Source organism: Mesorhizobium sp. L48C026A00 (assembly GCF_000502375.1).
Classification (GTDB): Bacteria; Pseudomonadota; Alphaproteobacteria; order Rhizobiales; family Rhizobiaceae; genus Mesorhizobium; species Mesorhizobium muleiense.
The window spans coordinates 14075-35947 of sequence record NZ_AYWU01000005.1 but is presented as its reverse complement, the minus strand read 5'-3'; the positions used below and the strand labels follow the sequence as shown (position 1 = coordinate 35947).

Below are 21873 nucleotides of genomic sequence, written 5' to 3'. Positions count from 1 at the left end.
GGTCAGGACCGCTCGATCTTGAGCCAGCGGGCGCAGGCGAGATAGGCAATGGTGACGACCGCCATCAGGATGATCGACAGCGCCGAGGCGAGCGGAAAATCGCCGCGCCGGCCGATCTGCATCATCACCAGCTGCGGCATCAAAAGCTCGTTGTTGCCGCCGAGGATCTGCGGCGTGATGTAGTCGCCGATGCACAGCACGAAGGTGAGGAAGGCGCCGACCATGATGCCGGGCAAGGTCAGCGGCAGGACGACATGCAGGAACGTGCGCACCGGCCCGGCGCCGAGATCGGCGGCTGCCTTGCGGTAGCTCGGGCTGAGCTGCTTCAGATTGGCGAAGATCGTCAGCGTCAAAAGCATGACGAAGAAATGCACGAAGCCGATGACCGTGGCCAGCCGTGTGTTGGCGAGCTGCAGCGGCTCGCTGAACAGGCCGGAGCCGGTCAGCGCGCGGTTGATAACGCCGTTCTGCGCCAGCACCAGCAGCCAGGAATAGGAGCGCACGACATAGGAGGTCCAGAACGGCAGCACCGCCAGCATCAGCGCCAGCCGCTGCCAGCGTTCCGGCACCTGTTCGGCCAGGATCCAGGCGAAGGGGTAGGCGAGCAGCACCGAAATCACTGTGACGATCGCTGTGACCTGCAGCGAGTTCACCATCGCCTGCCAATAGGCCGGATCGGTGAAGAACTGGCTGTAGTTGGCGAGCGTAAAGCCGCCACCGTCATGCGCCGTCAGGCTGGAAAACCCCATGGCGACGAACGGCAGCACGAAGAACAGCAGCGTCCAGCCGAGCGCCGGCGTGACCAGCGCCCAGGGCAGGGCGCGGCCCGCCCGGGGCAGGGCACGGCCCGCCCGGGGCAGGGCACGCCCGCTGTCCGTGGCAAAGTTCACGACCGGCGACCGGTCACTGCGCCTGCAGCATTTCGGTCCAGACGTCCTGCATCTTCTTGTCGAGATCGGCATCCGGCGCCGGGTAGGGCTGGGCGCGGGCGAGGAAATCCGGCTGCTCGTCGAAGCGCAGGATCTTCTTCTGCTCATCGGTCAGAGCCGCCTTGGTATTCGCCGGCATGCCCCAATAGCAGGCAGAGGTGGCAAGCCGCGCCTGGCCTTCAGGGCTCATGATGTACTGGATGAATTTTAGCGCCGTGTCCTTGTTTTTGGAATCCTTGAACATGGCCAGCGACTGCGACCACAGCACAGCACCTTCTCTGGGAATCGAGAAGTCGAGGGCAGGGTTCTCCTTGGCCAGCCCNCAGCGACTGCGACCACAGCACAGCACCTTCTCTGGGAATCGAGAAGTCGAGGGCAGGGTTCTCCTTGGCCAGCCCGGCCGTCACCCATTCGCCGCCGCCGACCAGAATGTCGACCTCGCCGGTCGCCAGCGCGGTCTGGCTGGCGGTCACTTCGCCGACCAGCTTGGCATTGGCCTTCATCTTGAGCAGCTCTTGCTTGATGGCCGGAAGGTCGGCTTCGGTGAGCTCGGCGGTCTTCTTGCCGATCGCCAGCGCCGCCATGCCGATGACCGGCAGGTAATAGTCGTAGATGGCGATCTTGCCCTTGTATTTGTCGCCGGTCAGCGCGGCCAGCGACTGCATGTCGGCCGGATCGACCTTGGTTTTGTTGTAGCCGATGGTGTTGTAGCCGAACTTTTCGGTGATGCCGTAGCGCTTGCCGTCGACCACGGTGGAGCTGTCCATCTTCACCTGGGGAAAGAGGTCGGCCAGCGGCAGCTTGTCTTCCGGCAGCGGTTCGAACAGGCCCTTTTCGACGCCGCGCGGTATGTCGATGCTGTCGATCACCATCACGTCCCAGTCGCCGGGCTGCGACTGCTCGACAATCGCCATGCCGGCGCCGGTGCCTTCGAATTCCTTGACATTGACCTTGACGCCATTGGCCTCTTCGAAGGGCTGCAGCAGCGCCGGGTCGGCGTGATCGCACCAGATCAAGGCGTTGAGATCGGCAGCCTGGGCGAGGCTGCCCGTCGCCAGCAGCAGCGCTGTCGCTGCACACGCGGCGTGAAGGTGGCTCTTCAGAACCGAAAGCGGCTTCTTGGTCGTTGGATTCGGGGTGTTTGGATTGATGGTCATCGAGTGTTCTCCCTTGCCTTTCTGGCTTCTGGCAAAAAATTGAACCAATTCTAAAATTGAGTCAATTCTGTTTTTATGGCAGATAGCCGACATGAGCGGATTGCGGGCAAGGCAAAAGGCGGATCGGCATCGCCGCATCATCGAGGCGGCGGCGGAACTTTTCCGCGACACCGGCTATGAAGGCGCCAAGATCGAGACGATCGCGGCGCAGGCGCAAGTCTCGGTCGGCACGATTTATAACTATTACCAGAACAAGGGCGACATCCTCGGCGCCATCGTCTCGATGGAGGTCAACGAGGTGCTCAATGCCGGGCAGGGCGTCGTCGCCAACCCGCCGGCCAATGTCGGCGATGCGCTCGACACGCTGCTTGGCATCTATATCGAGCATTCGCTGCATTATCTCAGCAAGGAGATGTGGCGGCAGGCGATGGCGATCTCGACGCAACTGCCCGACAGCCCGTTCGGCCAGGCCTATACCGCGCTCGACCGGGCGCTGACCGAGCAGATCCGCGCGCTGATCGCCCGGCTGCAGGCGATCGGCCTGGTGCGCCGGGATATCGATGGACACGCCTTGGGCGAACTGGTGTTCAACAACATGAACATGATGTTCATCGAGTTCGTCAAGCGCGACGAGGCGAGGATTGCCGAACTGCGCGCCGCGATACGAAGGCAGAACCGGATTCTGGTGGCGGCGATCGCGGTTTGAGGGGCTCCCGATGGGATTTCTGGTGGCCCGGACGCCGCTAAGCCGCAATCGCGCCGGTTCAATTTCGCTGGTGGGAGCACTTCCGCTGTTGACTACATCGGCGGTGTTCTACCGAGCATGCCGGGGTGGCCGCGCACGTGGAAACGGCACGACGGTCAGTGGCGCCTTACGGAATTCCGCGATGGCTATTTCTTCAATCAGCAAGTCGAGTGCCTCGCTGACGCGCTGGCTGGTTTCGTCCATGCCGCAGAGCCGGTTTTGGGCACACTCCAAGAGCTCGCGCGCTGCAGCGAAGTCGCTTCGCATGACACCACCCGTTGTTTAGCCCACCGCCCGGACATTGTCGGCGCGCTAAATTGAGCGATTGCTAATATACACAGGGGCATTTTAATCGAATGGCATCAAATGGCCGGGAGCAGGAGATGCCGGCCGGTCCGCATCGCTCTGCTGCATCCCGTGGTTCTGATGCCCCGGACCGGAGGCATGGGCGCTTTGCTTTGCGAAACGCGGGGGATTAGTCCTGATACGATCTTGGACGGCTTAGAAATTCTCTGGCGGCAGCGATCTGGCGTCGATGCTCGCGAAGGAAGGTCAGGCTGAAACAGATCGAAAAGGCCAATCCCGCAAGGGCTATCGTTGCCTGCGAGGTCGGATCGGGATCGGTAATCATCAGAAAGCGGAAGCCGAACCCGAACGCGAGGGCAGCAAGACCACCATACATGCCGCCGATAAACGGTGCGATCGTGCGTTTCTGCTCCAACGGCGACTCCTATGGTTTCCACAAGGGGAATACCTGTGGTTCCTGCTACGGGATACCTCTGCTCCACAAGGGGACTACCTGTGGTCCGCTAGCGAATATATCCGTTGAAGCTGATGGGCTATGGCCGCGGCCTGTGGAAATCGGGGATGAGCAGGTTTCGACCGACCCTGGCACGTAATCACAAGAAGCCGGTTTCTTGCTGGTGCCCCCGGACGGCGTCTGTTTTCAATAGCGATAGATGTAAGCCGGCCTCCTGAAGCCGCGCTTGCACTTCACCTCTTCCTTGTATTCATCGCCCTCCCACTTGCGCTCAATCTTGCAATTGCCGCGCCGAAATTCTTTTTTGTAGCTGTAGCGTTCGCGCTTCCGCTCATAATCATCTTCGTCTTGGTAGCGGCCCTGCCATTTGCCATGACCGCTCTCGTCCTTCCACGGATCGGCAGCGGCCATGCTGATGCATCCGGCCATTGCAATGCCGGCCATGAGGGTGACGAGCACCTTCATAAGCGATCCTCCTTTTGCTGGTCTCCGCAACTGATTGAAACTCCGTCGAACGGCTTTCTGTTGCGTGGGCCGCTTTGCAGAGTGTGGACGGCCCTCAACATCAAGCCCGGAAGCGCATCCCGCCGGGCCTGATATCCGATGTCACAATCAGCCGCCGTTAGCAGGTGCTGCCGGAGCAGGTGCTGCCGGAGCGGGTGCTGCCGGAGCAGGTGCGGCCGGCTCTGCCGGAGCGGGCGCGGCTGGGGCAGGTGCGCTCGGCTCTGCCGGAGCGGACGCGGCTGGCGCTTCGACGTTGGGCGCTTCGACCGTAGGCGCTTCAACCTTTACGTCGACGTCCTTTCCGGTGCCCCCGCCGTTGATGTTGATAACGCCGGTGAACAACAGCAGGATCACGATTGCGATAATTGCGAGAACCACGGCGACAGCGGTGCCGGCGCCATTTCCGCCTGAGTTAACAACGGTGGGACCGTCAGCCATGACTATCTCCTATTCTCAATTATCACTGGTCGGCAACGGGACCGGCGGGCACTTAGTTCCGGCGCCGGGCTATGGTCCATGACGCAGTAAGACTGAAGTCTGTGCGTTAAAGACAGAGGGCTGAGGCTGGCAACCAAGATCTTGGCAAAGGATTGGTATTTGGCCGCCGAGCAAAGTCCCTTCATCGGTGGTTCCGGGTGGCCCCGCTGTATACTCATCGGCGGGCACCCGATGTGGCACCCTAACGGCGGAATTAACTGTGACCCTTATCCAGAGCCAACAGAATGCCGATGCGGTCGCAAGCCGACCCGCCAATGACAATCAAACTCCTGACCCAACAGACTTCTCGGCGGTTGATCTTGTTTCATCGAGCGACGACGACGTCGTTGCAATCGTCAGGCGAACAGAGCGCCTGGCCCTTGCCGTAATTATAGTAATGGCGATCTTCCTGATCTTTGCACCGGTATTCTTCATTGCCATGATGTATGGGATCTAGAGGTCCCGATTAGCCCTTGCCCCCCTCGCGCAGCGCGGCAAAATCCGAAAGGCCAGCCTCATTCAAGACGACTGGCTTTGGTGCCCCCGGACGGAATCGAACCGCCGACCTTCGGTTTACAAAACCGCTGCTCTACCAGCTGAGCTACAAGGGCACGGCGCTCCGGTTAGCATATTTGGTGCGCCAGTAAAGACAAAACTCGGTTTTGAGCGCGCCGGAGCTGCCGGCGGGCATCCTGAAAACGGCCAATTGGCTTCCTATATCGTTCGAAGGTGCAATCGCATGGGCGAGGGTGTCGCATGATCAGACTTGTCGTCATTGCCCTGATCGTCGTCGTGGCCTGGTTTCTCCTGGTGAAGCTCATCAAGGTTTTGAAGAGCGCCAATGTCGACTGGACCGGCGTCACCACCATCATCGGCTTCATCGCGCTTGCCTTCTGGCTGCGCCACATCACCGGCATGGGCTGAGGCCTCCTGCCGCCGGACTGCCGACCGGTCTTCGCCGGTCGTAATTGCGCGCCTGGCACAAACCCAGTTCATAATAATCGAAAAGCGTCGAACCGTTTTCCTTGCGGTTAAGAGGACGGTTGTAGAGGCTCTGTCGACCGGCGCTCCTCGCCGGTACGCGCCGCAAGCTCAGTTCAGACCGCAGCTTTGCACTTTCGAAAAAATCCAAAAAACCGTCGAACCTTTTTCCTTGCTGCCACGACAGATGGTCAAGAGGCGGATGGATCGCCTCTCACAACGCAGCAAGGAGATCGTCATGTTCAAGCGCACCATCGTTTCCGGCCTCATCGCCACCACTGTCGCCGCCGCCATGCTGGCCGGGACCGTTCAGCCTTCGGCCGCCCATCACAAGCACCATCACAACAAGCACCTTGGCATCGGCATCGCCGCCGGCGTCGGTGGCTTCCTGCTCGGCACCGCGCTCGCCCAGCCGCGCACCGTCTACATCCAGGAAAATGGCGGCTCATGGCACGTCCGGCGCTGCCTTAACCGCTATCAGAGCTACGATCCGTACTCCGACACCTATGTCGGCTACGACGGCTATCGTCACCGCTGCCGGCTTTGAGAGGACCGTTCAGGCAACCGGAAGAAGGGGCACCCCACGGCCCCTTTTTCTTTGTCTGGAGGGTTGCCCGCTCGCGCTTATGGCGTCAGGCCTTAGCCGTCCTGCCGCCGATCATCTTCGTTACCGCCGCCGCCGCATCGCGCACCAGCGGGCCGATCTCGGCCAGCCGCTCCGGCGTGACCCGCACCGTCGGTCCCGAAACAGACACGCCGCCGATCGGCTCGCCGAACTCGTTGAAGATGGCGGCGGCAACGCAGCGCATGCCGGGGTGCCGTTCCTCGTCGTCGACCGACCAGCCGCGCAGCTTGATCGTCACCAGATCACGGGCCAGCGCCGAGATGTCGGAAAGCGTCTTTTCGGTGAAGCGCTCCAGCCCGGTCCGGCGCAGGACGGCGCCGACGCGCTGCGGCTCGAGATGCGCCAGCACCGCCTTGCCGATGCCCGATGCATGGAAGGAGCTGCGCGTGCCCGGCCGGAAGAAGGCGCGGATCGCCTGATGCGTCTCGACCTGACTGACGAAGACGACGCAGTCGTCCTCGGCGACGCCGAGATTGGCGGTCTCGCCGGTCTTCTCCATCAATTCCTGCATGACGATGCGGGCGCGGTCGACCAGCTTGCGGCGGCGCAGGAACGCCGCGCCCATGCGATAGGTCTCGACGCCGATCGACCACAGCTGGTCGCTGCTGTCGAACTCGACCATGCCGTGGTTTTCCAGCGTCGTCAGCATGCGGTAGGCGGTGGAGGCGGGGAGGCCGCTCTGCGCGGCAATCTCGCTCAGCGACAGGCCGCTGCCTTCGGCGACGATGGCCAGGATGCGCAGCGCCCGGTCGAGCGACTGCACCGAAGCGGTGTCGGACGGACCGTGGAAGGCGCGCGGCCGTCCGCGCTGGCGTTTTTCGGCGGTCTCCATAGTGGCATTCTTGCCGATTTCGCCAAATGCGCAATGAAAAAGTTTTTCACTGATTTGCATGCGAATTTTGTGGAAAACGGAAAATCTAATGAAATCAGTAGATAGTCCAGGTTTCTTAGAAATGAAAAAATATTCTGAAAAAATTGAAAAATAATAGGCGCGCTGGCATTCTCGGCCATCAACAATTCCGTGGAGGCTGACATGGCCAGGATGCGCGCAGTCGACGCAGCGGTTCTCGTTCTGGAAAAAGAAGGCGTCTCCTGCGCCTTTGGCGTGCCGGGTGCTGCCATCAACCCGTTCTATTCGGCGCTGAAGGCGAGGGGTACGATCCGCCATATCCTGGCCCGCCATGTCGAGGCGGCCTCGCACATGGCCGAAGGTTATACCCGCGCCAAATCAGGCAATATCGGCCTGTGCATCGGCACTTCGGGTCCGGCCGGCACCGACATGATCACCGGCCTCTATTCGGCCGCGGCCGATTCCATCCCGATCCTCTGCATCACCGGCCAAGCGCCGCGGGCGCGTCTCAGCAAGGAGGATTTCCAGGCCGTCGACATCGCCGCCATCGCAGCACCCGTCGCCAAATGGGCAGTCACCGTGATGGAACCCTATCTGGTGCCGATGGCGCTGCAGAAGGCGTTCCACTTGATGCGCTCGTCGCGGCCGGGGCCGGTTCTCATCGACCTGCCGGTCGACGTGCAACTGGCCGAGATCGAGTTCGACATCGACGCCTATGAGCCGCTGGTGCCGTTCAAACCGGCAATGTCGCGCGGCCAGGCCGAGAAAGCGCTGAAAATGCTCAACGCGGCGGAAAAGCCTGTCATCGTCGCCGGCGGCGGCATCATCAATGCCGATGCCTCGGATCTGCTGATCGAGTTCGCCGAAGTCACCGGCGTGCCGGTGATCCCGACGCTGATGGGCTGGGGAGCGATCCCCGACGACCACCGGCTGATGGCGGGCATGTGCGGGCTGCAGACTTCGCATCGTTACGGCAACGCGACGATGCTCGAGGCCGATTTCGTCTTCGGCATCGGCAACCGCTGGGCCAACCGCCACACCGGCTCCGTCGACGTCTACACCAGGGGCAAGAAATTCATCCATGTCGACATCGAGCCGTCGCAGATCGGCCGTGTCTTCGCGCCGGACCTCGGTGTCGTCTCGGATGCCGGTGCGGCGCTCAAAATGCTGCTCGACGTCGCCACCGAGTGGAAAACGGCTGGGAAACTAAGCGACTGGTCCGGCTGGGCCAGGGAATGCAAGGACCGCAAGAAGACGATGAAGCGCAAGACGCATTTCGACCAGGTGCCGCTGAAGCCGCAGCGCGTCTACGAGGAGATGAACAAGGCATTCGGCCGCGACACCACCTATGTCACCACGATTGGCCTTTCGCAGATCGCCGGCGCGCAGTTCCTGCACGTCTACAAGCCGCGCAACTGGATCAATTGCGGCCAGGCCGGCCCGCTCGGCTGGACGCTGCCGGCAGCACTCGGCGTTCGCGCCGCCGATCCGCAGCGCAACATCGTGGCGCTGTCCGGCGACTATGATTTCCAGTTCATGATCGAGGAACTGGCGGCCGGCGCGCAGCACAAATTGCCCTATATCCATGTCGTCGTGAACAATGCCTATCTCGGCCTCATCCGCCAGGCGCAGCGCGGCTTTTCGATGGATTTCGAGGTCAGCCTCGCCTTCGAGAACGTCAACCGGAAGGACGATCCCGAGGCCGGCTACGGCGTCGACCATGTTGCTGTCGCCGAGGCCATGGGCTGCAAGGCGGTCCGGGTGCGCAGGCCGGAGGAATTCGCCGGCGCCTTCAAGCAGGCGCAGCGCCTGATGAAGGAGCACCAGGTTCCCGTCGTGCTCGAATTCATCTTGGAGCGCGTCACCAATGTTTCGATGGGCACTGAAATCGACAAGATCACCGAATTCGAGGACCTTGCCGAACATCATGAAGACGCGCCGACCGCGATTGTCATGCTGGACTGAACGGAGAAAAAGAATGCCACGGTTTTCGGCCAATCTTTCGATGCTCTTTGGCGAGCACGGTTTCCTCGACCGCTTCGAAGCCGCCGCCCGCGCCGGTTTTGGGGGTGTCGAGTATATCGGCCCTTATGACCATGCGCCCGATGTCGTTGCGGCGAGGCTGAAGAAAAACGGCCTGACGCAAGTGCTGTTCAACCTGCCGGCCGGCGACTGGGCAAAGGGCGAGCGCGGCATTGCGGTGTTGCCGGATCGTGTTCCCGAGTTCCGGCAAGGCGTCGCCAGGGCGATAACCTACGCGCAGGCGCTGGGCTGCGAACAGGTCAACTGCCTCGCCGGCATCGCGCCGCAAGGCGTCGAGCGTTCGGTGCTGGAAGACGTCTTCGCCGAGAACCTGGCTTTCGCGGCCGAGAAGCTGGAACAGGCCGGCATCAGGCTGTTGATCGAGCCGATCAACACGCGCGACATTCCCAGCTTCTTCCTCAACTATTCGGACCAGGCCCTGGCGCTGATCGAGCGCGTCGGCTCAAAAAACCTGTTCCTGCAATATGACATCTATCACATGCAGATCATGGAGGGGGATCTCGCCCGCACCATCGAGACAAACCTCGACCGCATTGCGCACATCCAGCTTGCGGACAATCCCGGCCGTCATGAGCCGGGGACGGGCGAGATCAATTTTCCTTTTCTGTACAGCCACATCGACCGCATCGGCTATACCGGCTGGATCGGGGCGGAATACCAGCCGAAGGGCGGGACGGAAGCCGGGCTGGGCTGGTTCCGGGAGTTTGCAGGGCAGGGGAACGCTGCGGCGTAGCGGTTTGAACTCGCGTTCCGTCGCGCCCCCCTCTGGCCTGCCGGCCATCTCCCCCACGGGTGGGGAGATTGGACGTCACCGCCGCTTTCGCCAATTTTCGAGGTTGGAAAAGTAAAAGCCGGCGCCGGAACTGCCGATCTCCCCACCTGTGGGGGAGATGGCCGGCAGGCCAGAGGGGGGCGCGACGGAACGCGGCCTTAACAAGGAAAATACCAGGGAGAAACATCAATGGACACCATCGGTTTCATCGGCATCGGCATCATGGGCGCGCCAATGGCGGGGCATCTGCTCGACGCCGGCTACACCCTCGTCGCCAGCGACCATCGCTCGAAACCGCCGGCCGATCTCGTCGCCAAGGGTCTAAAAACCGTCTCCGGCCATCACGCCGTGGCACGTGCCGCCGACATCGTCATCACCATGGTTCCCGACACGCCTGAGGTGGCCGACGTGCTGTTCGGCGACAACGGCGTCGCCTCGGGCCTGACAGGGGGCAAGCTGGTCATCGACATGAGCTCGATCTCGCCGATCAAAACGAAGGAATTCGCCAGGAAGATCGATGACCTCGGCTGCGACTATCTCGATGCGCCGGTGTCGGGCGGCGAGGTCGGCGCCAAGGCCGCGTCGCTGACCATCATGGTCGGCGGCGAGGAAAAGGCCTTCGAGCGCGCCAGGCCGGTGTTCGAAAAAATGGGCAAGAACATCACGCTGGTCGGACCGAACGGCGTCGGCCAGACCACCAAGGTCGCCAACCAGATCGTCGTCGCGTTGACCATTGAAGCGGTCGCGGAAGCCCTTGTTTTTGCATCGAAAGCCGGCGCCGATCCGGCCAAGGTGAGACAAGCGCTGATGGGCGGGTTGGCGGCCTCGCGCATTCTCGAAGTGCATGGCGAGCGCATGATCAAGCGCAGCTTCGCGCCGGGCTTTCGCATCGAACTGCACCAGAAGGACCTTAATCTCGCGCTGGAAGGGGCAAAGGCGCTTGGCGTGGCGCTGCCCAACACCTCGACGACGCAGCAATTGTTCAACGCCTGCGCGGCCAATGGCGGCGCCAAGGAGGATCATTCGGCGCTGGTCAAGGCGCTGGAGCGAATGGCGGGGCACGAGTTAGGGGAGTAGGGGAGTAGGGGAGTAGGGGAGTAGGGGAGTAGGGGAGTAGGGGAGTAGGGGAATAGGGGAATAGGGGAGTAGGGGAATAGGGGAATAGGGGAATAGGGGGTTAGGGGAATAGGGCAGTAAGGCAGTAAGGCAGTAGGGATAGCGCTTGCAGCGAGCCGCAACCCGCCTTTCTTGCTGCCTTATTCTTACTCCCTTATTCCCCTACTCCCCTAACCCAAAAACTTCCTCGCCGCATAAAGGCTCACCGCGGCGGCATTCGACACGTTCAGCGAGCGGATGGCGCCGGGCATGTCGAGCCGGGCCAGCGTCGTCACCGTCTCGCGGGTCTTCTGGCGCAGGCCCTTGCCCTCGGCGCCCAGTACCAGCGCGATCTTTTCTCCCGAAAAGCTCTTTTCGAGTTCCGCCGGTCCGTCCGAATCGAGGCCGATGGTCTGGAAGCCGGCCTCCTGCAACTGGCCGAGCGCGTCGGCGAGGTTCTTCACCTCGATCTGATCGATATGCTCCAGCGCGCCGGAGGCCGACTTTGCCAGCACGCCGGATTCATGCGGGCTGTGGCGCGCCGTGGTGATCAGCGCGCCGGCGCCGAAGGCGACCGCCGAGCGCAGGATCGCGCCGACATTATGCGGATCGGTAACCTGGTCGAGGACCAGCACCAGCGTGGTATCGCCGAGCGCATCGAGGCGCTTGGGTTTTAGCGGCTCGGCTTCGATCAGCACGCCCTGATGGACGGCGTCGGAGCCGGTGACCTTGTCGATGTCTTTCGGCTCGACCATCTCTGTCTCAAAGGGCAGGGCGGCGAGGTCGGCGATAGCCAGCCGCTCGGCGGCGTTGCGCGTCACCAGCATCTTCTTGATCCGCCGGCGCGGATTGTCGAGTGCTGCTCGCACCGTGTGCAGGCCGTACAGCCGCACCAGCCCATCCGCGGCGGTCTCTCCTGGTGGTACCGGCTGGCGCGGCCTGAACGCCGGCGCGCCGCCGCTCTTCTCGTCGCGATGCGCGCGGCGCAGCTTGGCGTAGTGGGTGTCTTTTGGGGTCTTGGGCTTGTTATCATTGCTCATGGCCGGTTCTATAGCCGTGTCGTCTGTCTAAGGATACAGCTGCAAAACCCTGCTCGTCGGGTCGTCAACAAATTCAGCGCGTTTTGCCGGGATGTTGCGGTTGACAGTTTTGGGCGCTGCCGCCATAAGGCGCTTCGCGACGGGCTGCTCCTGCGGCCGCGACGCGTCGATGCCTCGTTGCATGGCTCCGGCGGCAGACTGGAGAGGTGCCCGAGTGGTTAAAGGGGACGGACTGTAAATCCGTTGGCTATGCCTACGTTGGTTCAAATCCAACCCTCTCCACCACTGCCGGCCCGGAAGCCCTGAAACGCAAAGCCTCGGACCGAAAAGTGCATAGCGGTTTTCGGGTGAAATGCGCGGGTATAGCTCAGTGGTAGAGCAGCAGCCTTCCAAGCTGAATATGCGGGTTCGATTCCCGCTACCCGCTCCAAGCATGCTGTTGAAGTCATTATCGAAAATAAAATAGCTTCCTTGAAAATGCGCCGTGTCACTGTCTGTGGCGGTTCTGCAGTGCCCGAGCGGCAATGCCGTCAGCCGCATCGCCAGGTCTTCAGTCGGCGCCTTCGGTGACATGATCTTCATATTGAGGCAGGTCGTCGGTGATCGTGGACCACTTCGCCTTGGAGCCGACAAAGATGTGGTGCGTCGGACGGATGGCCGGCTCGTCGACGAGGGTCCCCATGGCGACGTGGACGAAGGCGCCGTCGCGGACGACCGAGTAGAGCAATGAGCCGCAGGTCTTGCAGTGCACGTTGTGGCCGGTCTCATCGCCAAAGATCAGGAGGTTGTCCTCGCCCTTGGTCAGGCTCAGTCTCTCACGCTCGATGCCGGCAAACGGCTTGAAGGCCGAACCGGTGGTGCGCCGGCAGTCCGAGCAGTGGCAGTTGGCGGCGTAGATGAACTCGTCGGCCACCGCGTATTGCACGGCGCCGCACAGGCATTTTCCGGCAAGCATGCGGTTGCCGACGTTCTCCTGGCTTGTCACAGGTTTCTCCATTTTTTGCGGGCAGCGGCCAAGTTGAAAATTGTGATGTAACCGTTTGGTCACCACTGCCCAAATTATGCGACGACGGTCGGTCGGCGCCGCCGCTCGTCGAGCGACACGATGGTCAGCCCGCTGGCCACCACCAGCAGGATACCGCCGATCGCCAGCGCGTTCGGCAATTGCTGGAACACCACCAGGCCGGAAATGACCGCCCAGACGGTGAAGCAGTAGTAGAAGGGCGCCACGACGCCGGTTGGCCCGGCGCGATAGGCCATGAAGATGAAGAAATGGCCGAAGATCAAGAACAATCCGGCCCCGGCCATCAGCAGCAAATGATGCGTCTCGGGCGTCACCCAACGCTCTGACATCAGATGCGCGACGCCTGATCCGACCAGCACCACCACCACCGCGGAAATTGCGACGATCATGCCAGGCTCGTCGGCGGCGACCCGGCGCCCGGCGAGATCGCGCGCGGCGGCGAACGCCGCATTGCCGAGCGCCAGCAAGGCGTAGACCGAGATTCCCTGCATCGTCGGCTGCGCCACCATCACCGCGCCGATGAAGCCGAGCCCGATCAGCGCCATGCGCAAGCCGCCGATCCGTTCGCCGAACAGGACAGAGGAGCCAATCAGCATGAGCAGCGGCGTGATCTGTCCCAGGGCGGTCGAATCGGCGATCTGCATGTTGGCGAGCGCCACCACGTAGCAAAGGATTGCCGCCAGCTCGAGCAGGTTTCTTTGCAACACTCTCCTGTCGAGGATCAGCGGTATCTGCCTGGCGTAGCCCAGCGCAAACAGCAACGGAATGCCCCACAGCGTTGCCGCCGTCCCGCGCAAAAACAGCACTTCATAGGGCGGCAGCCCAACCGTCGCGAGCTTCAACATGGTGTCGTTGGCGACATAGGACCCGGTCGACAGGATCATGAACAGCGGGCCGCGGATGGCGATCGGAATGAAATGCATCGGATCAGGAAATCAGACAGGCGTCACACCGGCAATGGGCCAGATCCGGCAGTACATCCGGCAAGGCGTACAGGCGGAAGCGGCAATATCTGTCCGCCGAATGCCCATACCCGCGGAACCTATCTTCGGCCATTCCATTTCTTCTTGTTCGTTCCTATATCCGCGCCACATCCCCGAAAACCGGATCATGGGTTCAGACCGGGTGAGAAAGCCCGGCCACAAGACACTTGTGTTTTTCGGCCGCAGTCGCTAATCGCCCCGCATTCGACTGAACTGAAGGTCCCGGCCGTCCAAGGAAAGAGACTATGGCAAAAGGTAAATTCGAGCGTACAAAGCCTCATGTGAACATCGGCACGATTGGCCATGTCGATCATGGCAAGNATGGCAAAAGGTAAATTCGAGCGTACAAAGCCTCATGTGAACATCGGCACGATTGGCCATGTCGATCATGGCAAGACGTCGCTGACGGCGGCGATCACCAAGTATTTTGGCGAATACAAGCGCTACGACCAGATCGATGCGGCGCCCGAGGAGAAGGCGCGCGGCATCACCATCTCGACGGCGCATGTCGAATACGAGACGGCCAACCGCCACTACGCCCATGTCGACTGCCCCGGCCACGCCGACTATGTCAAGAACATGATCACCGGTGCTGCGCAGATGGACGGCGCGATCCTGGTCGTGTCGGCCGCCGACGGCCCGATGCCGCAGACCCGTGAGCACATCCTGCTGGCCCGCCAGGTCGGCGTGCCGTCGATCGTGGTGTTCTTGAACAAGGTCGACCAGGTCGACGACGCCGAGCTGCTCGAGCTGGTCGAGCTGGAGGTGCGCGAGCTGTTGACCAAGAACGAGTTCCCCGGCGACGACATTCCGATCGTCAAGGGTTCGGCGCTTGCGGCTTTGGAAGATTCCGACAAGAAGATCGGCGAGGATTCGATCCGCGAATTGATGGCTGCGGTCGACGACTACATCCCGACGCCGGTTCGCCCGCTCGACAAGCCGTTCCTGATGCCGATCGAGGACGTGTNCGTCGGCATCCGTCCGACCACCAAGACGACCTGCACCGGCGTCGAGATGTTCCGCAAGCTGCTCGACCAGGGCCAGGCCGGCGACAACATCGGCGCGCTGCTGCGCGGTGTCGACCGTGAAGGTGTCGAGCGCGGCCAGGTTCTGGCCAAGCCGGGCACGGTCAAGCCGCACAAGAAGTTCGTCGCCGAAGCCTACATCCTGACCAAGGACGAGGGCGGCCGTCACACGCCGTTCTTCACCAACTACCGGCCGCAGTTCTACTTCCGCACGACCGACGTGACCGGCATCGTGTCGCTGCCGGAAGGCACCGAGATGGTGATGCCGGGCGACAACATCACCGTCGATGTCGAGCTGATCGTGCCGATCGCCATGGAAGAGAAGCTGCGCTTCGCCATCCGTGAAGGCGGCCGCACCGTCGGTGCCGGCATCGTCGTCACCATCAAAGAGTAGTGGGCGCCGGCGTTGGCCGGTCAGATCGAATGCAAAAAGGGCGGTCCTCGGGCTGCCCTTTTTGCTTATTTGCGTACACACGACTTGCCTTTTTAGGTATAGCCGGCGCCTGCGGCGTCGTCGCAAAACCCTATTGCAAGCCTTCAAAGCTGAACTAGTATAGATTGCATTGCGGGGGGCTTCCCGAATGGTTTCGTGGCACCGTCTGAATGGCCAGGCACGGTGGATGGTGATCTGCCTGGCGTCGTTCCTGGTCATGGGACACGCTGCCTTCGCGGCGAACACCAAAAAATCCGCGCCGGATTTTGGTCCGACGATGCGGTTTGTCGTCGTCCGCAGCAGCGCGCCTGGTTGCGAACCGACCTGCCCGGAATGGATATCGGCTGAAGGCTCGATAGTGGCCGGCACGCCGGCCCTGTTCAAACGCACGCTCAAGGCACTCGGTGGCCGAAAACTGCCCGTTGTCGTGGATTCTCCCGGCGGCAACGTCGAAGCGGCGCTGGCGCTTGGCCGGCTGCTGCGCAAGAACAAGCTCAATATCGCGGTCGGCAAAACCCGGTTCACCGGTTGCCAGCCCGATGCCAAGGACTGCAAGGAAAACGACGGCAAGGGCGCTCGCTATTTCGGCAATGCCTATGCCGACGGCGCCATCTGCAATTCCGCCTGTCCGCTGATGTTTGCCGGCGGCATCAGGCGCGTCGTCGGGCAATGGGCCTTTCTCGGCGTCCATCAGATCACCACGACTTACATCAAGACGAAATTGCAGTACCGGACTACCTATCGCGTGGTCGGAGGCAAGAAGAAGATCCTCAGCAAGAAGATCGTCGGCCGCAAGAACGCCGGCAGCTACAAGACCTACGAGATGAGCAAGTCGGTGGAGAAAAGACTGGCTGACTATCTGAACGAAATGGGCGTCGGCCAAGCCGTGCTCGAGACGATGAAGAACACCCCGGCCAGCACCATCCAGCAGCTGGCCCCCTACGAAATGCTGCAGGCGAAGCTGGTGACCAGCCTGGATGCCGTCGACCTGCTGACCGCGACAACCCTGTGCAACACCGATCCGGTGGCCGCGAACTGCAGGGAAATACCGGCGCCGGCCGGCGATGTGGTGGCGTACGCCAAGCCCGCTCCCGCCGCGCCGCTCGAACCTGAAACCGGGCAGCAGGCCGATGTTGGCGATATGCGCTTCGTCCTGGTTCGCGGCAGAAGTTTTCTCTGCGATCCCAATTGTCCCGAATGGATCTCGGCGGAAGGCACGATCAGCGCTCAAACGCCGGAACGGCTGCGCCAACTGCTGGACACGATCGGTGACCGGCGACTTCCCGTGGTGATCAACTCGCCGGGAGGCGACGTGCTTGGCGCTCTGGCCGCCGGAAGGTTGATCCGAGAACGCAAGCTCGACGTGGCGGTTGCGCGGACGGACTTCATTGGATGCGAGCCGGACAAGGCGGATTGCACCGCCGAGGATGGCGTCCATGTCGGGCTGACGATCGATGCGAGCGGCGCGTGTGGCGCGGCCTGTCCGATCATGCTTGCCGGCGGTGTCAGACGCCTTGTCGGTCCTCGCGCGCAGTTGACCGTGCACCCGATCGGGTTGGAGCAGCGGGTCAAAACCTATCTCAGGGATATGGCGGTCGGATCCGGTCTGCTGGTGGCGATGCGGTCGGTGCNGGTCGGTGCCGGCCTCGCGCCATCGGCAGCTCGAACCCGAGATGATGCTGAAAATCGGGCTGACGACCGGGCTTGGTTCGGCCGATGAATTTACCGGCCCGACCATCTGCAAGTCGCAGCCAATGCCGGAGAATTGCCGCGTCGTGTCGACGTTCGAGGTTCAGGCTGAGGCGGCCGTCAAGCTGTAAGGCGCAGTCACACCCCAGCCGAGCGCGATAAGGCGAGGCGGGGCAGTCCTTCCTGAATGCGCCACAATCCGCCGCGACGTTCGACCGATTCGGCAATGAACAAGGTTTGACGATGCTGATCGCTCATCTTCCGGCTGGCTACATACTCGGTAGTTTCGCACGAAACCGTTGGCCCGGCAGATCGGGGATCATGGCGGCGGCAATGCTCGGCAGCGTCGTCCCGGACCTCGACATGGTCTATTTCCATTTCGTCGATGGCGGACGAACCCATCACCACGCCTACGTCACGCACTGGCCGCTCTTCTGGGCAGCGGTTGGCCTTGTGGCACTGTCGGTCGCGAAATGGCGGAATCCGCGATATCTGGCCCCGGTCGGCGCCTTCTTTGCCGCCGCAATGATACACATGATCCTGGACAGCGTGGCGTCGCCTATCATGTGGCTGATGCCGTTCGACCGGCGCGCGCTCGAACTCGTCACGGTTCCGGCGATGTATCGCAACTGGGTCATGAGCTTCATGTTGCATTGGACTTTTGCCCTCGAACTTCTGATATGCGCCTGGGCGCTGGCCCTCGGATTTCGACGATTGCAGCCCGGCGCGGCCACGCCTGAAAACTCGACTTGAGTTCTTGTCCGCTTTATGAAATAGCAGCGCGCGATACGGGCATAGCTCAGTTGGTAGAGCGGCGGTCTCCAAAACCGCAGGTCGTAGGTTCGAGCCCTGCTGCCCGTGCCATTTTTCGAAATGGCCAATTCATGAAAAAATTTCTCGTCTTCCGCGCATCGACCTTTTGAAAATCGCGCGGTGGCTTGCCATATAGGCTGTCTTGAGGCATAAGAGCGCCATAGCCGGGACGGGACGACTGGATGGTTCCGAGGCGGCGTTTGGCATAAAGCGGACACTTGCCACTTGCGTGGATCAAGAATCGGTTTTATGTAGACGAAACAGACACGCGACGCGTGGAGCTGGGAAGCCGGCTTTACGCGTCCGATTTGCATGGGCGAAATGATTGCGCTGATTCGGCGCGAACACAGGCTCAGGCGGCACATCCCGGCCAGCGGGATCATCCAGGAGATCCGGTCAACGGGTCTTGCAGACAGAGCGGCACATGGCTTCGAAAACCACAAATCCATTCGTCTTTCTCCAGCAGGTTCGCGCGGAGACCGCCAAGGTGACTTGGCCGTCGCGTCGCGAAACGATGATCTCGACGGTGATGGTTCTGGCGTTCGCTGTGATCGCGATGATCTTTTTCTTTACTGCCGATCAGCTCATGGGCCTCGCGGTCGAGCAGATTCTGGGCATTGGACGCTGAGTCCGGCGATTACGGAGAAGCCTTGAAATGACTGCGCGGTGGTACATCGTCCACGCCTATTCGAACTTTGAAAAAAAGGTCGCTGAGGACATCGAGAACAAGGCCAAGCAGAAAGGCCTGTCCGCTGACATCGAGCAGATCGTGGTGCCTACCGAGAAGGTCGTCGAGATACGCCGCGGCCGCAAGGTCGATGCCGAGCGCAAGTTCTTCCCGGGCTACGTGCTGCTGAAGGCCAACCTGACCGACGCAGTGTTCTCGCTCGTGAAGAATACGCCGAAGGTCACCGGCTTCCTGGGTGATTCGAAGCCGGTGCCGATCACCGAGGCCGAGGCCCAGCGCATCCTGAACCAGGTGCAGGAAGGCGTCGAGCGGCCGAAGCCGTCGGTCACTTTCGAGATCGGCGAGGCGATCCGCGTCTCGGACGGTCCGTTCGCCTCGTTCAACGGTTTCGTCCAGGAAGTGGACGAGGAGCGGGCGCGGCTCAAGGTGGAGGTTTCGATCTTCGGGCGCGCCGTGCCGGTCGATCTCGAATTCGGACAGGTCGAAAAGGGCTGATCCGAAATCCTTGTCGCCAATTCGGCGGTGAGGGAGGCGGCGTGGAAATCGCCGCCAAAACGGGTGGGAGGCGAATGCGGCTTTAGCCCGCTGCAGGAACCGCACCACCAGACTGCAACCGCCGGTGTTGCCCAGATTTTGGGCCGGCATGAGATAAAGGCAGGAAGAGATGGCTAAGAAAATTGCAGGCCAGCTCAAGCTCCAGGTTTCCGCGGGCTCGGCGACGCCGTCGCCCCCGATCGGACCGGCGCTTGGTCAGCGCGGCATCAACATCATGGAGTTCTGCAAGGCGTTCAACGCGCAGACCCAGGAAATGGAAAAGGGATCGCCGGTTCCGGTCGTGATCACCTACTACCAGGACAAGTCGTTCACCTTCGTCATGAAGACGCCGCCGGTGAGCTACTTCCTGAAGAAGGCCGCAAACCTGAAGTCGGGCTCGAAGGAGCCGGGCAAGGTCAAGGCCGGCACGATCGGCCGCGACAAGGTGCGCGCCATCGCCGAGCAGAAGATGAAGGATCTGAACGCGACCGATATCGAGGGGGCCATGCGCATGGTCGAGGGCTCCGCCCGCTCGATGGGTCTGGAAGTGGTGGGCTGAGATCATGGCAAAGATTGCAAAGCGTGTATCGAAGACCCGCGAAGGCATCGACCCCAACAAGGCCTATGCCTTGGGTGATGCGCTGAAGCTGCTCAAGGACCGGTCCTCGGTGAAGTTCGACGAGACCGTTGAAATCGCGATGAACCTGGGTGTCGACCCGCGCCATGCCGACCAGATGGTCCGTGGCGTGGTCAACCTGCCGAACGGCACCGGCCGTACCGTCCGCGTCGCGGTTTTCGCGCGTGGCGACAAGGCCGAGGAAGCCAAGGCGGCCGGCGCCGATATCGTTGGCGCCGAGGATCTAGTCGACATCGTCCAGAAGGGCACGATCGACTTCGATCGCTGCATCGCTACGCCGGACATGATGCCGCTGGTCGGCCGTCTCGGCAAGGTGCTCGGCCCGCGTGGCATGATGCCGAACCCGAAGGTCGGCACTGTCACCACCGACGTTACCGCCGCCGTCAAGGCGTCGAAGGGTGGCGCGGTCGAGTTCCGCGTCGAGAAGGCCGGCATCGTTCATGGCGGCGTCGGCAAGATCTCGTTCGACGTCAAGGCGCTGGAAGAGAATGTTCGCGCCTTCGCTGACGCGGTAACCAAGGCGAAGCCGCCTGGTGCCAAGGGCAACTACGTCAAGAAGGTGTCGGTCACCTCGACGATGGGACCTGGCCTCAAGCTCGACGTCTCGACGCTGGCAGCGTCCTGATACGAACCATTTGGATCTGCCGCTAAAAGGGCTGATCCGCAAACAGAATTCCGGGCCTCCGATTTATCTCGGCGGCCCGGTACCGGAAGTCGGAAGGCTTCCGGACATCCTGTCCGAGATTGCGGGCGGCCCCAGGCCTTGGTTCAAGGGGGGCCTTAATTCATGTGGGCCTGCATGAGACGGGTGAAGACCGGACAACGGAGCGATTGCTCCAATGAAAGGTTCGAACCGTGTTTGCCTTTTGTCTGCGCACCATTCGGCTTGCCGGCTGGTGTGGCGAAAGGGGGCAGGATCCTCGAGCGTCGTTCGGGAGATCCGTTACTGGATGGCCCGGCCGGCAAAAGGCAACCCGACACCTGTCCTCGTAATGGGAATGTTCCCGTTAACAGGATTGGGGTCAACTGGAGATAGGCAGTGGACAGAGCGGAAAAACGCGAACTCGTCACGGGCCTGAATGAAGCGTTTTCGGGCGCTGGTTCAGTCGTCGTGGCCCACTACGCCGGTATTACCGTCGCGCAAATGAACGACCTTCGGTCGAAAATGCGTGTCGCCGGTGGCACCGTCAAAGTCGCGAAGAACCGTCTCGCCAAAATCGCTCTTCAGGGCACGGACTCCGCATCGATCATCGACCTGTTCAAGGGACAGACGCTGATCGCCTATTCGGAGGATCCGATTGCGGCGCCGAAGGTCGCGTCCGATTTCGCCAAGGGAAATGACAAGCTCGTCATTCTCGGCGGCGCAATGGGCACCACCTCGCTCAACGCCGACGGTGTGAAGGCACTCGCCACACTTCCGTCGCTCGATGAGCTGCGCGCCAGGCTGGTTGGCATGATCGCCACGCCGGCAACCCGGATCGCCCAGATCGTCAATGCGCCTGCGGCTTCGGTCGCGCGCGTCATCGGCGCTTACGCCCGGAAGGACGAGGCGGCATGAGGCCGTTCCTCGCTATCACAAACACACGTTCGAACCTTATGAAGGAATATTGCAATGGCTGATCTGGCAAAGATCGTAGACGACCTTTCGAAGCTGACCGTCCTGGAGGCGGCCGAGCTGTCGAAGCTTCTGGAAGAAAAGTGGGGCGTTTCCGCTGCTGCTCCGGTGGCGGTTGCTGCCGCCGGCGGTGCTGCGGCTGCTGCTGCTCCGGTCGAGGAAAAGACGGAATTCGACGTCGTCCTCACCGAGGCGGGCGCTCAGAAGATCAACGTCATCAAGGAAGTTCGCGCCATCACCGGTCTTGGCCTCAAGGAAGCCAAGGACCTGGTCGAGGCGGCTCCGAAGCCGGTCAAGGAAGCTGTTTCCAAGGCCGACGCGGACAAGTTCAAGGCCCAGCTGGAAGCAGCCGGCGCCAAGGTCGAACTGAAGTAAGCGTTTGATATCGGCGGGCGGCTTCGCGCCGTCCGCCGCTCCCTTGGCGCGAAGGGAGGCTGCGTAACGCGAAGAGTAC

Annotated in this window: 23 protein-coding genes, 4 tRNA genes and 1 pseudogene; 18 read left to right on the top strand and 10 right to left on the bottom strand. The window is 61.7% G+C overall.

Annotation, left to right across the window (positions count from 1 at the left end):
- Nucleotides 1-2 precede the first annotated feature (2 nt).
- Both X738_RS52520 and X738_RS52515 read right to left on the bottom strand, forming a co-directional pair.
- Entirely contained in the window at nt 3-890 is an 888-nt protein-coding gene (locus X738_RS52520) for an ABC transporter permease (protein WP_023798140.1), read from the bottom strand.
- Nucleotides 891-903: 13 nt separating this feature from the next.
- Nucleotides 904-2086, bottom strand: a pseudogene (locus X738_RS52515) (polyamine ABC transporter substrate-binding protein).
- A 91-nt stretch (nt 2087-2177) separates the two neighbouring features.
- On the opposite strand from X738_RS52515, the gene X738_RS52510 reads away from it, so the two are divergent.
- Complete coding sequence (locus X738_RS52510) at nt 2178-2792, top strand: TetR/AcrR family transcriptional regulator (protein WP_023798139.1); 615 nt, start codon at nt 2178-2180, stop codon at nt 2790-2792.
- 514 nt (nt 2793-3306) lie between these two features.
- Here the strand turns inward: X738_RS52510 and X738_RS52500 are convergent.
- The 3 genes from X738_RS52500 to X738_RS0141000 form a co-directional block, all read right to left on the bottom strand.
- Entirely contained in the window at nt 3307-3552 is a 246-nt protein-coding gene (locus tag X738_RS52500; protein WP_023798137.1) for a hypothetical protein, read from the bottom strand.
- Nucleotides 3553-3777: 225 nt separating this feature from the next.
- Nucleotides 3778-4056, bottom strand: a complete 279-nt coding sequence (locus X738_RS52495; RefSeq protein ID WP_023798136.1) for a hypothetical protein — start codon at nt 4054-4056, stop codon at nt 3778-3780.
- A gap of 147 nt (nt 4057-4203) precedes the next feature.
- The gene (locus X738_RS0141000) at nt 4204-4533 is read right to left on the bottom strand and encodes a hypothetical protein (protein WP_023798135.1); all 330 of its coding nucleotides are present in this window, start codon (nt 4531-4533) and stop codon (nt 4204-4206) included.
- Nucleotides 4534-4792: 259 nt separating this feature from the next.
- Between X738_RS0141000 and X738_RS52490 the strand changes: the two genes are divergently transcribed.
- Nucleotides 4793-5029 carry a hypothetical protein gene (locus X738_RS52490; protein WP_023798134.1) on the top strand — a complete coding sequence of 79 codons (237 nt, stop codon included), beginning with the start codon at nt 4793-4795 and terminating at the stop codon, nt 5027-5029.
- A 78-nt stretch (nt 5030-5107) separates the two neighbouring features.
- On the opposite strand, the gene X738_RS52485 is transcribed toward X738_RS52490, so the two are convergent.
- A tRNA-Thr gene (locus X738_RS52485) sits at nt 5108-5183 on the bottom strand.
- A 145-nt stretch (nt 5184-5328) separates the two neighbouring features.
- Here X738_RS52485 and X738_RS82350 point away from each other — a divergent pair.
- Together X738_RS82350 and X738_RS52480 are read left to right on the top strand one after the other, a co-directional pair.
- A complete protein-coding gene (locus tag X738_RS82350) occupies nt 5329-5496 on the top strand; it encodes a hypothetical protein (RefSeq protein WP_023798133.1) in 168 nt (55 codons plus the stop codon).
- 295 nt (nt 5497-5791) lie between these two features.
- Entirely contained in the window at nt 5792-6100 is a 309-nt protein-coding gene (locus tag X738_RS52480; protein ID WP_023798132.1) for a BA14K family protein, read from the top strand.
- Nucleotides 6101-6185: 85 nt separating this feature from the next.
- On the opposite strand, the gene bhcR is transcribed toward X738_RS52480, so the two are convergent.
- The gene (gene bhcR / locus X738_RS52475; protein WP_023798131.1) at nt 6186-7010 is read right to left on the bottom strand and encodes an HTH-type transcriptional regulator BhcR; all 825 of its coding nucleotides are present in this window, start codon (nt 7008-7010) and stop codon (nt 6186-6188) included.
- Nucleotides 7011-7211: 201 nt separating this feature from the next.
- Here bhcR and gcl point away from each other — a divergent pair, with 201 nt between their 5' ends.
- The 3 genes from gcl (at nt 7212) to X738_RS52460 (ending at nt 10920) form a co-directional block, all read left to right on the top strand.
- On the top strand, nt 7212-8993 hold the full coding sequence (gene gcl, locus X738_RS52470) for a glyoxylate carboligase (RefSeq protein ID WP_023798130.1): 1782 nt from the start codon (nt 7212-7214) through the stop codon (nt 8991-8993).
- 13 nt (nt 8994-9006) lie between these two features.
- Entirely contained in the window at nt 9007-9804 is a 798-nt protein-coding gene (gene otnI, locus X738_RS52465) for a 2-oxo-tetronate isomerase (protein WP_023798129.1), read from the top strand.
- Nucleotides 9805-10032: 228 nt separating this feature from the next.
- Entirely contained in the window at nt 10033-10920 is an 888-nt protein-coding gene (locus X738_RS52460) for a 2-hydroxy-3-oxopropionate reductase (RefSeq protein ID WP_023798128.1), read from the top strand.
- A gap of 209 nt (nt 10921-11129) precedes the next feature.
- On the opposite strand, the gene rlmB is transcribed toward X738_RS52460, so the two are convergent.
- Nucleotides 11130-11978 (bottom strand): 23S rRNA (guanosine(2251)-2'-O)-methyltransferase RlmB, encoded by an 849-nt coding sequence (gene rlmB / locus X738_RS52455; protein WP_023798127.1) that lies wholly within the window; start codon nt 11976-11978, stop codon nt 11130-11132.
- Nucleotides 11979-12178: 200 nt separating this feature from the next.
- Between rlmB and X738_RS52450 the strand changes: the two genes are divergently transcribed.
- Nucleotides 12179-12263: transfer RNA gene (locus X738_RS52450), tRNA-Tyr, on the top strand.
- Nucleotides 12264-12334: 71 nt separating this feature from the next.
- Nucleotides 12335-12408 (top strand) — tRNA-Gly (locus X738_RS52445).
- Nucleotides 12409-12528: 120 nt separating this feature from the next.
- Here the strand turns inward: X738_RS52445 and X738_RS52440 are convergent.
- On the bottom strand, nt 12529-12975 hold the full coding sequence (locus X738_RS52440) for a GFA family protein (RefSeq protein WP_023798125.1): 447 nt from the start codon (nt 12973-12975) through the stop codon (nt 12529-12531).
- 62 nt (nt 12976-13037) lie between these two features.
- Nucleotides 13038-13925 carry a DMT family transporter gene (locus X738_RS52435; RefSeq protein ID WP_023798124.1) on the bottom strand — a complete coding sequence of 296 codons (888 nt, stop codon included), beginning with the start codon at nt 13923-13925 and terminating at the stop codon, nt 13038-13040.
- A gap of 381 nt (nt 13926-14306) precedes the next feature.
- Here X738_RS52435 and X738_RS52430 point away from each other — a divergent pair, with 381 nt between their 5' ends.
- From X738_RS52430 to rplL, 9 genes are all read left to right on the top strand, one after another.
- Nucleotides 14307-15404, top strand: a complete 1098-nt coding sequence (locus tag X738_RS52430; protein ID WP_023798123.1) for an elongation factor Tu — start codon at nt 14307-14309, stop codon at nt 15402-15404.
- Between the two features lie 1971 nt (nt 15405-17375).
- Entirely contained in the window at nt 17376-17885 is a 510-nt protein-coding gene (locus X738_RS52420) for a metal-dependent hydrolase (protein WP_023798122.1), read from the top strand.
- A 35-nt stretch (nt 17886-17920) separates the two neighbouring features.
- A tRNA-Trp gene (locus X738_RS52415) sits at nt 17921-17996 on the top strand.
- A gap of 373 nt (nt 17997-18369) precedes the next feature.
- A complete protein-coding gene (gene secE / locus X738_RS52410) occupies nt 18370-18573 on the top strand; it encodes a preprotein translocase subunit SecE (RefSeq protein WP_013531408.1) in 204 nt (67 codons plus the stop codon).
- A 27-nt stretch (nt 18574-18600) separates the two neighbouring features.
- Nucleotides 18601-19128 (top strand): transcription termination/antitermination protein NusG, encoded by a 528-nt coding sequence (gene nusG / locus X738_RS52405; RefSeq protein WP_006333333.1) that lies wholly within the window; start codon nt 18601-18603, stop codon nt 19126-19128.
- Nucleotides 19129-19297: 169 nt separating this feature from the next.
- The gene (gene rplK / locus X738_RS52400) at nt 19298-19726 is read left to right on the top strand and encodes a 50S ribosomal protein L11 (protein WP_023798121.1); all 429 of its coding nucleotides are present in this window, start codon (nt 19298-19300) and stop codon (nt 19724-19726) included.
- Between the two features lie 4 nt (nt 19727-19730).
- On the top strand, nt 19731-20429 hold the full coding sequence (rplA, locus tag X738_RS52395; RefSeq protein WP_023798120.1) for a 50S ribosomal protein L1: 699 nt from the start codon (nt 19731-19733) through the stop codon (nt 20427-20429).
- 414 nt (nt 20430-20843) lie between these two features.
- Complete coding sequence (gene rplJ, locus X738_RS52390) at nt 20844-21362, top strand: 50S ribosomal protein L10 (protein WP_023798119.1); 519 nt, start codon at nt 20844-20846, stop codon at nt 21360-21362.
- 54 nt (nt 21363-21416) lie between these two features.
- Nucleotides 21417-21794, top strand: a complete 378-nt coding sequence (rplL, locus tag X738_RS52385) for a 50S ribosomal protein L7/L12 (protein WP_023680442.1) — start codon at nt 21417-21419, stop codon at nt 21792-21794.
- Nucleotides 21795-21873: the final 79 nt, after the last annotated feature.

Excerpts from the sequence above, each read along its gene's own strand:
- X738_RS52510 (WP_023798139.1), top strand. The coding sequence starts at position 2,178 with ATGAGCGGATTGCGGGCAAGGCAAAAGGCGGATCGGCATCGCCGCATC.
- X738_RS52495 (WP_023798136.1), bottom strand. The coding sequence starts at position 4,056 with ATGAAGGTGCTCGTCACCCTCATGGCCGGCATTGCAATGGCCGGATGC.
- X738_RS0141000 (WP_023798135.1), bottom strand. The coding sequence starts at position 4,533 with ATGGCTGACGGTCCCACCGTTGTTAACTCAGGCGGAAATGGCGCCGGC.
- X738_RS82350 (WP_023798133.1), top strand. The coding sequence starts at position 5,329 with ATGATCAGACTTGTCGTCATTGCCCTGATCGTCGTCGTGGCCTGGTTT.
- X738_RS52480 (WP_023798132.1), top strand. The coding sequence starts at position 5,792 with ATGTTCAAGCGCACCATCGTTTCCGGCCTCATCGCCACCACTGTCGCC.
- bhcR (WP_023798131.1), bottom strand. The coding sequence starts at position 7,010 with ATGGAGACCGCCGAAAAACGCCAGCGCGGACGGCCGCGCGCCTTCCAC.
- gcl (WP_023798130.1), top strand. The coding sequence starts at position 7,212 with ATGGCCAGGATGCGCGCAGTCGACGCAGCGGTTCTCGTTCTGGAAAAA.
- otnI (WP_023798129.1), top strand. The coding sequence starts at position 9,007 with ATGCCACGGTTTTCGGCCAATCTTTCGATGCTCTTTGGCGAGCACGGT.
- X738_RS52460 (WP_023798128.1), top strand. The coding sequence starts at position 10,033 with ATGGACACCATCGGTTTCATCGGCATCGGCATCATGGGCGCGCCAATG.
- rlmB (WP_023798127.1), bottom strand. The coding sequence starts at position 11,978 with ATGAGCAATGATAACAAGCCCAAGACCCCAAAAGACACCCACTACGCC.
- X738_RS52440 (WP_023798125.1), bottom strand. The coding sequence starts at position 12,975 with ATGGAGAAACCTGTGACAAGCCAGGAGAACGTCGGCAACCGCATGCTT.
- X738_RS52435 (WP_023798124.1), bottom strand. The coding sequence starts at position 13,925 with ATGCATTTCATTCCGATCGCCATCCGCGGCCCGCTGTTCATGATCCTG.
- X738_RS52420 (WP_023798122.1), top strand. The coding sequence starts at position 17,376 with ATGCTGATCGCTCATCTTCCGGCTGGCTACATACTCGGTAGTTTCGCA.
- secE (WP_013531408.1), top strand. The coding sequence starts at position 18,370 with ATGGCTTCGAAAACCACAAATCCATTCGTCTTTCTCCAGCAGGTTCGC.
- nusG (WP_006333333.1), top strand. The coding sequence starts at position 18,601 with ATGACTGCGCGGTGGTACATCGTCCACGCCTATTCGAACTTTGAAAAA.
- rplK (WP_023798121.1), top strand. The coding sequence starts at position 19,298 with ATGGCTAAGAAAATTGCAGGCCAGCTCAAGCTCCAGGTTTCCGCGGGC.
- rplA (WP_023798120.1), top strand. The coding sequence starts at position 19,731 with ATGGCAAAGATTGCAAAGCGTGTATCGAAGACCCGCGAAGGCATCGAC.
- rplL (WP_023680442.1), top strand. The coding sequence starts at position 21,417 with ATGGCTGATCTGGCAAAGATCGTAGACGACCTTTCGAAGCTGACCGTC.